Genomic DNA, 12,244 nt, shown 5'->3' with positions numbered 1-12,244 from the left:
CGATACATGCGGCTGCCAGCCGGCCCATACGGATCCGGCAGGAAGCGTTCGGCACTCAGGTCAGGCCGGTTGAGATAACCGCGCGCCAGCCCGATGCCGGCGATATAGAGCTCACCGGCTACCCCAACCGGGACCGGTTGCAGTGCATCGTCGAGCAGATAAATGCGGATATTGTCGATCGGCTTGCCGATAGGCACGCTGTTCAGCGTTGATTCGGTCGTGCAGGTCCACGCCGTGACATCGACCGAGGCCTCGGTCGGGCCATACAGATTGTGCACTGCCACGTGTGGCAGCAAGGCGTGGCAGCGCTGCTGCAGTTGCAACGGCAGGGCCTGACCGCTGCAGACGATTTGGCGTAGCGATGCGCATTTTTGCGCATCGGCACTGGCCAGAAAGACCTCCAGCATCGGCGGCACGAAGTGCAGCGTCGTAATGCCGGCGCTCTGGATCAGCTCAGCCAGATAAGCCGGTTCCTGGTGACCGCCCGGTTTGGCCAGCACCAGCTGTGCGCCCCAACCCAGCGGCCAGAAAAATTCCCACACCGAAACATCGAAGCTGAACGGTGTTTTCTGCATCACGCGATCAGCATTGGTCAGCCGATACGCCGCCTGCATCCATTGCAGGCGGTTGAGGATGCCGGCATGGTCAATGCCGACGCCCTTGGGCACACCGGTCGAACCCGAGGTATAGATCACATAGGCCAGCTGTTCCGGCCACACTGGCAGATTCAGCCGTGCAGTCGGGAGCTCTGTCAATTTAGCTTGTTGCTCAGTCTGATCCAGAACCCATACTGGCCCTGCATATTCACTCAACACACCGGCATGTACCTGCTCGGCCAACACCAGCCGCGGAGACGCATCGGCCAGCATGTGCGCCAGCCGCTGCGGCGGATAGGCTGGATCCAGCGGCACATAGGCGCCACCGGCCTTGAGGATGGCCAACAGCGCAATCACCAGCTCGAAGGAACGCGACAAGCACACCCCGACGCACACATCGGGCCCGACCCCGGCAGATCGCAACGCGTGTGCCAGTTGATTGGCGCGGGCATCGAGTTGGGCGTAGGACAGTACGGCATCGCCCAACAGCAAGGCGGGTGCATCGGGTTGGGCATCTGCCTGTTGTTCGAACAACTGGTGGATGGCCAAGGTAGACGAGTGCGCTACCGAAGTGGCATTCCAGTCCAACAGCACCTGTTGCCGTTCAGTGGCTGTTAACCAGGGCAGGTCGGCGCAGCGCGCCTGTGGATGGGCCACGATGCCGTCCAGCAGGGTGGCGTAGTGGCCTGCCATGCGGGCAATGGTGCTGCCATCGAACAGATCTGTGTTGTACTCCCACAGTAGCGCCCAGCCATCTGGCTGCTCAAGGATGTTGACGGTAAGGTCAAACTTGGCCGCAGTAACAGGCACTTCTACCGGCGTCAGCGTGAGGCCGGCCAAGTCTGCGCTTTGCATAGGCTGGTTCTGCAGCACCAGCAAGACCTGGAACAGGGGGCTATGGCTGGGGTCGCGTACGGGGTTGAGCGCCTCGACCAATTGCTCGAATGGCAGATCCTGATGAGCGTAGGCCGCCAGGGTGCTGGCACGCACTTGGCCTAGCAATTCATCAAATGGCTGTTGCGGATCAATGTGGGCGCGCAATACCAGCGTATTGACGAAGAACCCGATCAGGTTTTCCAGCTCGGCCCGGTTACGGTTGGCAATTGGCGTGCCGATGCAGATGTCGCGCTGACCGCTGTAACGAGCCAGCAGCCACTGAAAAGCTGCGGTGAGCAACATGAATGGCGTTGCGCCGTATTGGCCAGCCAGGCCACTCAGGCTGTTGCGCACGGGTGCGGAGATGTGCTGCAGATGGCTGGCGCCGGCTGTGGTCTGCACTGCCGGGCGTGGGCGATCGGTTGGCAGTGCCAGCAGCGCCGGAATGCCGGTCAGTTGCTGCTGCCAGTAGCTGCGCTGGCGATCAAGCACGTCACCACTGAGCCACTGTCGTTGCCAGTGGGCAAAATCGGCATACTGGATGGGGAGCTGCGGTAGCTGGCTGTGCTGGCCCAAACGGGCTGCCCGGTAGCCCTGTACCAGCTCATGCAGCAGCACGCCCATGGACCAGCCATCGGCAACGATATGATGCAGCGTAAGCGCGAGCAGGTGCTCGTGCTCGGCAAGCCGGATCAGCTGTGCCCGCAGCAACGAACCCTTGGCAAGGTCAAAGGGCTGCAGCGCGCCAGCGCGCAGCGCCTCGATGACTGCGTCGTCTTGGCTGATGCCGCTGCTCAGGCTCAAGTCCACTACCGCAATGGGGCATGTAGCAGCATCGTCAATGATCTGCTGCGACTCCGCATCCTGACGGGCAAAGCGGGTGCGCAATACCTCGTGCCGCTGCACGATGGCGGTCAGCGCCTGTTGCAATGCCGGCAGATCAAGAGCACCACGCAAGCGCAGGGCTGCCGGAATATTGTAGGCCGCGCTGTGTGGCTCCAGCTGATCGAGGAACCACAAGCGTTGCTGGGCAAACGACAAGGGCAGGGCTTGCTGGCGCGAGACCGGCCGTATTACGTCTTCTGCCGCTGACGGCGCTGTGGCCTGCAGCACAGCCGCCAGACCGGCTACCGTTGGATGATCGAACACCAGTCGCAGCGGCACATCTTGCGCAAACTGGCGGCGCAATTGCGAGCATAGTTGTGTGGCGAGCAGCGAATGCCCGCCCAGCGCAAAGAAGTTGTCGTGCACCCCCACCCGATCCAGCTTGAGCACCCCGGCCCAGATCGCGGCCAGCCGCGCTTCAGTTGCAGTGCGTGGCGCCACATAGCGCGCTTCGTCGACCTGCCGCTGCGGCGCCGGCAAGGCCTGCCGATCTACCTTGCCATTGGGGGTCAACGGCAGTTGTTCCAGTTCGATGAAATACGCCGGCACCATATAGTCCGGCAGGCTGCGCAACAGGATGCTCCGCAAGGCATCGCCATCCGGCATGGCCTGTTCCGGCTGCGCCACCAGATAAGCCACCAGCCGGGTGTCCTCGTCTTCCTGGCGGGCCACTACGACCGCATCGCGAATCGCCGGCTGTTGCAGCAAGGTGGCTTCAATCTCGCCCAGCTCGATGCGGAAACCACGCAGCTTGACCTGCTGATCACTGCGGCCCAGATAGTCAATGCGCCCATCCGGCAACCAGCGCGCCAGATCGCCAGAACGATACATGCGGCTGCCTGCCGGGCCATACGGATCCGGCAGGAAGCGTTCGGCACTCAGGTCTGGCCGGTTGAGATAACCGCGCGCCAGCCCGATGCCGGCGATATACAGCTCACCGGCCACCCCGACCGGGACCGGTTGCAGGTTTGCATCCAGCAGATACACCCGGGTATTGGCAATCGGCCGGCCGATGGGGATGCGTGTAGCTACGCCGGCATCGACTACTTCGGTGCAGGTAAAGGTGGTGCTTTCGGTCGGGCCATAGCCATTGCTCAAACGGCCACCTGCCGTGACAAAGGCACGTACATGCGGAACAGACAGTGCCTCGCCACCGGCGAACACATGACCAGCCTGCAACAGTTGTGGCAATGCGTGGTCGACCATCTGGTTGAACAGTGCAGATGTCAGCCACAACAGGTCGATGCCTTCGTCGGCAATGAAATCGCCCAGTTCGTCCAGCGTGGGCTTGCCGGCTGCCGGCAGGCAAATCGTGCCGCCGTGCAGCAACGGTGCCCATAGCTCGAACGTGGCGGCATCAAAGGTGATTGGCGCCAGATGCAGCACTTTGTCACCCGGCTGCAGCGAGAAATACGGGTTGTTGCATACCAGACGCAGGATGTTGCGCTGAGTAACCGCAACCCCTTTGGGCACACCGGTCGAACCCGAGGTGTACATCACATAGGCCAGCTGGTCTGGCGAGCCCTGCGCTTCAGGCGCAGTGAGCGGCTGGCTGGCCAGCTCTGCTGCATCCAGTGCCAGTGTTGGAATATCGGCCAGGTTCAGGGCCGACCACGCATCTCCATGGGTCAATACCAGCGCAGGCGCTGCATCGGCCAGTTGGTGGGCCAGACGCTGTGGCGGCAGCGCAGGATCAAGTGGCAGATAAGCGCCGCCGGCCTTGACGATGCCCAGCAGGCCGATGAGGGCTGCAAACGAGCGCTCCGCGCACAAACCGACCAGTACTTCGGGGCCAACACCGCGTGCCCGCAAAGCGTGGGCGAGCTGATTGGCACGCTGCTCAAGCTCGGCGTAGCTGAGCACGTGTCCATGCTGCCGTGCAGCAGGCAGATAGGGGTGCCGATTGGCTTGCTCAGCAAACAGGCTGGCCAGCGTGGCGGGAGGGCAAGCGCGTTCGGTTTGATTCCAGCCGTACAGCAGTTGCTGGCGCTCTGCCGCAGGCAGGATATCCAGGCTGGCGAGTGCGGCATCGGGCGCATTTGCCAGCGCCTGGCTCAGCTGAGCGACGGCCGCAGCAAAATAATCGCAAACCTGCCGTGGGTGGACCGAGGCGACCCCCAACACGCTGAGTGCAAAACCATCGGCAAGATCATCGACAGAGACAGTCAGCGGATAGCTGGTGCGTTCTTCTCCACGCAAAACCTGCATGCCCTCGGGCAATTGCAAGGCAGTATCCACGCGGGTGCTGTAGCGGTAGTTCAGCAATGATGAAAACAGCGGCGCGCCGGCTGGTAGGCCGCTTTGGCGCTGTGCCTGCACGAGCGATGCCTGCTCGTGTTGCAACAATTCGGTCAGCAATGTTTGTGCGCGCTGCAGGGCGGTGCGTACCGTGCCAGCAAGATCAAGCCGGATGGGCAAGGTGTTGATGCACAGGCCCATGACCCGGTCGGCGCCAGCCCCACCTTGCAAGCGGCCGAATAAAATGGTGCCGAATACCACGCTTGTCTGGCCGGTGAGCCTGGCCAGCACCAGGCCCCATGCCAGATGCATCAGCGTTGCCGTGCTGGTTTTATGCGTTTGGGCGACGGTACGCACTTGCTGCGCGATGGCGGCAGGCAACTCCACATGGGCAGCAATCACATCGGTGCCGCTACCATGGATGCCCTCCACACCATACGGAGCAGTAGGCGTTTCGACATCCGCCAGCATGCGCTGGAAGAATGTGTCGTGCGAGTTGGTGCTTGCCCCCAACCGGGTCTGGGCAATGAAATTGCGGAATGGCAGCGGCAAGGGCAGTTGCAAGCCATTGCCGGCCATGATGATGCGCACTTCGTCGAACAACTGCTCCAGCGTGGTGTGATCGCTGATCAGGTGATGATGCAGCAGCTGCAATACCCAGCTACCGTCTGCACTCTGTGCAATGCATGCATGCATCAGCGGTGCCCGGTTCAACTCGAGGCGGAAGCTGCACGGGTTGTATTCATTGCCCAGTGCCGCCAGCGTTACCTCGGCAATCGGCAGATTCGCTGCGCGCAAGACCACCTGCACCGGTTCGCTCAAGCCTTCCCAGACTATGGCAGTGCGGAAAGTGTCGTGCCGGTCGATGACGGCTTGCAAGGCCGCCACGAAGCGGTCCAGCGTTGTCCGTGTATCGAATGTCAGCTGCTGCTTGAGCAGATATGTATCGCCACGTTCATGCAGCAAGTGCTGGAACAGAATGCCTTCCTGCAATGGCGCCAGTGGATAAATATCCTGCACATTGGCACCGCCGCCGGGCACTGTGTTGCAGATCAGCGCAATGTCTTTCTGCGTCAATTGCACCAGAGGCAGCATATCCGGCGTAATCGCACCGCAGACAGGCGGAATCAGATTGGAAGGAATCTGGATTGCGTGCACGCCACCTTGTGCGGCAACGGCTGCGATCGTTGGCGTGGTAAACAGGCCGCGAATATCGACCGCAAAGTCGGCACTGCGCATGCGCTCTACCAGCGTCACCGCCAGCAAGGAGTTGCCGCCAGCCTCGAAAAAGTTATCTTCAACGCCGATGCGATCAAGCTTGAGCACACCGGCCCAGATGTCGGCCAATCTGGATTCGCGTTCGTTGCGTGGCGCGATGAAGCCGGCAGCCTCGCGAGTGCGCTGTGGGGCCGGCAAAGCCTTGCGGTCTACCTTGCCATTGGGGGTTAGCGGCAATCGTTCCAGTGCAATGATATGCGCTGGCAGCATGTAGTCGGGCAGCCGGCTGGCCAGTTGTTTGCGCAAGGCTGCGGTATCTGCACCCGCCTGCATGACCAGATAAGCCGAAAGCTCGTGCTCGCCGGGCACATCCTCGCGGGCCAGCACCACCACATCGCACACGGCGGGCAAGGCGGCGAATGCAGCTTCGATTTCCCCCAGTTCGACACGGAAACCGCGCACCTTGACCTGATGGTCGATACGCCCCAGATATTCGATCTCGCCATCGGCCAGATAGCGCACCAGATCGCCAGTGCGGTACATGCGCTCGCCACTGTGGCTGAATGGATCGGGCAAGAAGCGCTCGGCAGTGAGGTCCGGGCGGTGCAGATAGCCCCGCGCCAGCCCGGCGCCAGCCAGGTAGAGTTCACCCGCTACACCGATGGCAACCGGGCGCAGACTGGCGTCAAGCACGTAGGCGCGGCTGCCGGCAATCGGCCGGCCTATGGTGACCGTGCGACCGCCCTTGGGCACGCGGGTGAAGGTCGAGTAGGTGGTATCTTCGGTCGGCCCGTACAGGTTGTAGATGCCATCCAGATTGCAATCTCGATAGAGCGCCTGCACCAAGGCGTTGGGCAGTGCTTCCCCGGCGAGATTGATCACGCGTACCGATGGCGGAATCGCCCGGCTGCGATGCAGCGCGGCAATGGCTGACGGCACTGTGTTGATCAGCGTGACGGGGAATGCGGCAGGGTCTGCCACCACGTCCAGCACGTCGCGCGCGATCCAGACCGAGCCGCCCACTGCGAGCGGTACAAACATCTCGAATATCGACAAGTCAAAGCACATCGACGTTGCAGCCAGCACGCGATCGAGGCTGGCACGATCAAACACGCTGCATGCCCATGCAATGAATGCAGCCGCATTGCCATGCTGTATCGCTACGCCCTTGGGCCGGCCGGTGGAACCCGAGGTATAAATGATGTAGGCCAAATGAGCAGGCAGCGTGAAATCGGGCGGATTGTTTGCAGGTTGGCCGGCCAGCAATGCATCGCATTTATCCAGGCACAGGCTGGCTTGCGTGCTGTCAAAACGGCCCAGCAGGGCGTGCTCGGTCAGCAGCAGCGCCGGTTTGGCATCATCCAGCATCAGCGCGAGGCGCTCGGGCGGATAAGCCGGGTCAAGCGGCACATAGGCCCCGCCGGCTTTCAGGATGGCAAGCAGTGCAACCAGCATGTCCAGCGAACGGTGTGTGCATACCCCCACCGGACGATCCGGTCCGACGCCTTGCTGGCGCAGATAGTGGGCCAGTCGGTTGGCCCGCATGTTCAGTGTGTCGTAGCTGAGTTGCAGTTCGCCACACACGGCTGCCAGTGCATCCGGTGTGCGGGCAGCTTGCGCTTCCAGCAACTGATGAATCAGTCCTTGTGCAGGCAGGTCGATTGCGGGGGCTGTCCAGTCATCAAGCAATTGGCTGATTTCTGCCGCAGTCAACCACTGCAGATCACCAACACGGGTAGCCGGTTCGGCAACGACGGCGCTGACCAGCTGCTGGAAGTGTCCTGCCAGGCGGGTAACAGTGCTGCGCTCGAACAGGTCAGTGTTGTATTCAAACGCACAGCGCAGTTCACCTGCCACTTCCTGTACATCCAGCGTCAGATCGTACTTGGCCGTATGCCAGACCAGATCAGCGTAGTCGAGTGTCAGGCCGGGCAATGCCGGTGTGGGCGCCGGCGTGCTTTGCAGCACCAGCATGGCCTGAAACAAAGGTGCATGGCTGGTATGGCGCTCCGGTTTCAGCTCGTCGATCAGTTGATCGAACGGAACATCCTGATGCTCGTAGGCATCAAAAGTGGTCTGACGTACCCGTTGCAGCAGCACAGCGAAGGGTTCGTCGTCATCAACCTGCGTGCGCAACACCAGCAGATTCACGAACAGGCCGATCAGCGGTTCCAGTTCGCTACGCTGACGGCCGGCAACCGGCGTGCCAATGCAGATATCGTGCTGGCCAGCATGACGTGACAGCAAGATGCTGAACAGCGCATGCAGCACCATGAACAAGGTGGCGTGTGATTGCCGGCCCAGCTGGTGCAGGGCTGCGCTGGTCTCGGCCGAAATGGCGAATGGCAAACGCGTACCGCGAAAGCTTTGCTGGACCGGGCGGGGATGATCGGTGGGCAGCGACAGCAATACCGGCACATCGGCCAGCTGATTGCGCCAGTAATCCAGTTGTTGCCGCAGCACGCCGCTGGCTAGCCATTGGCGTTGCCAGCGTGCAAAATCGGCGTACTGCATCGCAAGCTGCGGCAGCATGGCGTGGTCACCTGCAAGCCGGGCGCGGTAGTGCTCTGCCAGCTCGTTCACAAGCACGGAGCTGGACCAACCATCGGTCACGATGTGGTGCAACACCAGCAGCAGCAAATGGTTATCTGCCGCAATGCGATACACGGTAGCGCGCAGCAGCGGGCCGGTTTGCAGATCGAACGGAATTTCTGTCTCGATGCGTGCCAGCACCAGGGCGTGCTCATCGCGCTCGTTTTCGGCCGTTTCGCCCAATTCGACGACGGCAAGCTCCAGCTGCAGTTGTTCGGCAATGTGCTGATAGGGCACTTCATCGTGCAGGGCAAAGGTTGTGCGCAGCGCAGCGTGTCGGGCAACGGTGTCGTTAATGGCTGCTTGCAGTGCTGCAGTGTCCAGATGCCCCTGCAGGCGCAATCCCAGCGCGGTATTGAAAGTGGCGCTGGCGGGCTCGAACCGGTCCAGAAACCAGAGGCGTTGCTGGGCGTGAGAGAGCGGAGGGTAAGTCGATGCTGCATGGGCTTGCTGGCGCAGGTGCTCGATCAGGGCTGGCTTGCGCTCGCGCAGCGCCGCGCGAATCTCATCAGTCACCACGCCTTGCGGGGCATTGAGCAGCAGTTTGTCACCATCCAGCGACAACTGAATCTGCAAACGCTGCAAGGTGTCCAGTAGAGCCTGCATATTCAAATTTCCTCTTGCTCGTACACGGTGGCAGGCCTAGTCACCTGCGATGCGGTTTGCTGCGCGGCAATGCGCCCGGCCAGTTCGGCAATGTCGGCCCCCTCGAACAGCACGCGCAGCGGGACTTCGGCCTGCAATCGTTCGCGGATTTTCACGGTGACCTGGGTAGCCGAGAGCGAGTGGCCACCCAGTGCAAAGAAGTTGTCGTGAATGCCGACTTGCGGCAGCTTGAGTACCTCTGCCCAGATGGCTGCCAGCGTGGCTTCGATGTCATTGCGCGGCGCAACGTGGTTGGCGGCGGCCTGGTCGCTGCGGTTGGGCAGCGGCAGCGCCTTGCGGTCGATCTTGTGATTGGGCGTGAGCGGAAACGCCTCCAGCACCATGAAGTACGCCGGCATCATGTGCGCGGGCAACTGCAGCCGCAGTGCACCACGCAAGACTGCAGGCTCGGGGATTGATTGCCCATCCCGTGCGAGCAAGTAGGCCACCAGATGCGATTCGCCGCTGTCATCCGCACGCGCCAGTACCACGGCATCGCCAACTGCGGGGAGCGTGCGCAGCGCGGATTCGATCTCACCCGGCTCGATGCGGTAGCCGCGCAGCTTGATTTGCTGATCGTTGCGACCGAAATACTCGAGCTGGCCTGCATCATTCCAGCGCACCAGATCGCCGCTACGGTACAACCGCTTGGCGCCAATGGCCGGGCAATTGGCAAAACGCGTAGCAGTCAGCGCGTCCTGGCGGTGATAGCCCCGTGCAAGGCCCGCACCGCCCAGATACAACTCGCCGACCACGCCCGCCGGCACCGGTTGGCCGTGCTGATCAAGCACCCAGGCGCTGCAACCCGGCAACGGGCGGCCGATATTCGGGCGGCTTTGTGGCGCGATGCGCGCAATGGTGCTATCTACCGTGCATTCGGTCGGGCCGTAGACGTTGTAGAACGCAGTTTGTTGCCGCTCGGCCAGTTGCTGCCACAGGGCAGGGCTGATGGCATCCCCGCCCACCAGTACTGTATGCGGGAAATGCGCGTTATCTGCGGGTACCGCGGCTTGCAGCAGGTACTCAAGTTGCACTGGCGTGCAGTCGAACAGGGTAATCTCTTGCTGCGCAAGAAATTGCCGCATTGCTGCGCCGTCAGCGCGGATATTTTCCGGCACGATGACCACGCAATGCCCGGACAGCAATTGCACCCAGCCTTGCACCGAGGCATCGAATGACAACGAAGCGTTCAGCGTCACTGCAGAAGCCGGCGGCAATGCCTGTAGTGCTGTTTGCTGCAACGCCTGCCAGAGGTAGATCACTGCATGCTGGGCAATAGCTACGCCCTTGGGTTGGCCGGTTGAACCCGAGGTATAAATCACGTAGGCCAGATCATCAGGCGAGTTGAGCGTTTGCGGGTTTTCTGCCGGCCATGCTGCAAGCGCGGCCATGTCGTCGATCATGCAGAGGGGCGCAGCCAAGGGCGGCAAAGTGCCGGCAAGGTGTTGCTGGCTCAAAAGCACGGCTGGCTGGGCATCAGCAAGCAGGTAGGCAAGGCGCTCGCGGGGGTAGCTCGGGTCCAGAGGCACGTAGGCGCCACCAGCCTTGAGAATGGCCAGCAGCCCCACCAGTGTATCGATCGAGCGCTCGACGCAGAGACCAACCAGTACATCGGCCCGCACACCCAGCTGGCGCAGCGCATGCGCCAGCCGGTTTGCGCGCTCGTTGAGCTGGCAATAGCTTAGACTTGCAGCACCGCATTTTACGGCAATCCGTTCCGGCGTAAGCCGGACTTGGGCCTCGAACAACTGTGCCAGCGTCTGTGTTGCTACCGCAGTTGTGTCATCACCGGCCAATACGCGAAGCTGCGCATGTTCCTGCCGGGACAACGCATTCACATATGCCAATGGCTGCGCCGGTTGCTGTGTCAACGCCTCAAGCAAGCCCTCTACTGCTGCGCACATCTGATTGATGACCGCCGCCGGATGGGCATCAGCAGTACCGCGTACGGTCAGGCTGAATGTATCGCCCAGATCGTCGATAGCGAGGGTAAGCGGATAGTTGGTGCGTTCGTCGAAATGCAGCACCTGCATGCCTTGCCAGACTGGCGATGCAAACAGGGCATCGACGCGCTGGCTGTAGCGGTAGTTGAGCAACGATGAAAACAGCGGGGCGCCTGTGGCAATCGCACTGCATTGCTGTGCCTCAACCAGCGAGGCGTGTTCATGGCGCAGCAAACCGCTCAGTGTTTGATGCGCTTGCTGCAGACTCTCGGCAACGCCAAGCTGGCCCAGCGAGACACGCAGCGGCAAGGTATTGATGCACAGCCCCATGACCTGCTCAGCTGCCTTGCCGCCTTGCAGGCGGCCGAACAACACCGTACCGAAAACGACGTCATCACGCCCGCTTAGCCGTGCCAGCACCAGTGCCCAAGCCAGATGCATGAAGCTGGCGGTACTCACTTGTGCCGTGCGGGCCGCATCGTGGATGCGCTGTGCCAGTTTGCCGGTCAATTCGCAGCGGTGTTCAGTGGTGTCTGCCCCATCTCCGTGGATTTCGGAAATACCGTAAGGCGCTGTCGGCGCGTCGATATCGGCCAGCATGTCGCTGAAAAAGCGTTGCTGGGCTGCTTGATCGGCGTTCGCCCGGGCAAGTGCAACAAAATTGCGGAATGACTGTGGCGCAGGCAATTGCGCGGACTTGCCAGACTGCATGGCCTCCATCTCGGCAAACATGCGCTCCAGCGTGGTGTGATCGCTGATTGCATGATGCTGCAACAAATGCAGTACCCAGCGGCCTGTGGTTGCATCTTCAGCCACGATAGCTTGCATCAATGGGGCCTGCGTCAGCGCAAGCCGGTAGTGCTGTGGATCATAGTGGCGGTTCAGGTAGCCCATGGCATCGCCACCGATTTCACTGGCCGTGAGGTGCAATACCGGGAGTACGGCATGGCGCAGCACCACTTGAACAGGTGCATCCAGCCCCTGCCAATGCAAGGCGGTGCGGAAAACGTCGTGCCGGTCGATCACTTGCTGCAAGGCGGCAAGGAAGCGTTCCAACTGCGTCTGTTGTGCAAAATCAAACTGCACTTTCAGCAGATAGGCGTCGCCACGTTCTTTCAGCATGTGGTGAAACCGCATGCCTTCCTGCAGCGGCGTCAGCGGATAGATATCCTGAATATTGCTCATGCCGCCGGGCACGCTAGCCGCTATCGCATCGATTGCGCTTTGCGGCAAATCGATCAGCGGCAGCAT

General features: G+C 61.5%; 2 protein-coding genes. Both read right to left on the bottom strand.

Translation table 11 applies throughout. The annotated features are described in order from the left end of the window. Window positions 1-9,011 (bottom strand): non-ribosomal peptide synthetase (locus B9A19_RS21270; RefSeq protein ID WP_139799042.1); only part of this gene is annotated, 9,011 nt, incomplete at its 3' end. Between the two features lie 2 nt (window positions 9,012-9,013). Continuing rightward, on the bottom strand, window positions 9,014-12,244 hold a 3,231-nt coding region (locus B9A19_RS21265; protein WP_084093158.1), incomplete at its 5' end, for a non-ribosomal peptide synthetase.

Source organism: Andreprevotia lacus DSM 23236 (assembly GCF_900176275.1).
GTDB lineage: Bacteria > Pseudomonadota > Gammaproteobacteria > Burkholderiales > Chitinibacteraceae > Andreprevotia > Andreprevotia lacus.
This window is presented reverse-complemented; position numbering and strand designations above follow the sequence as displayed.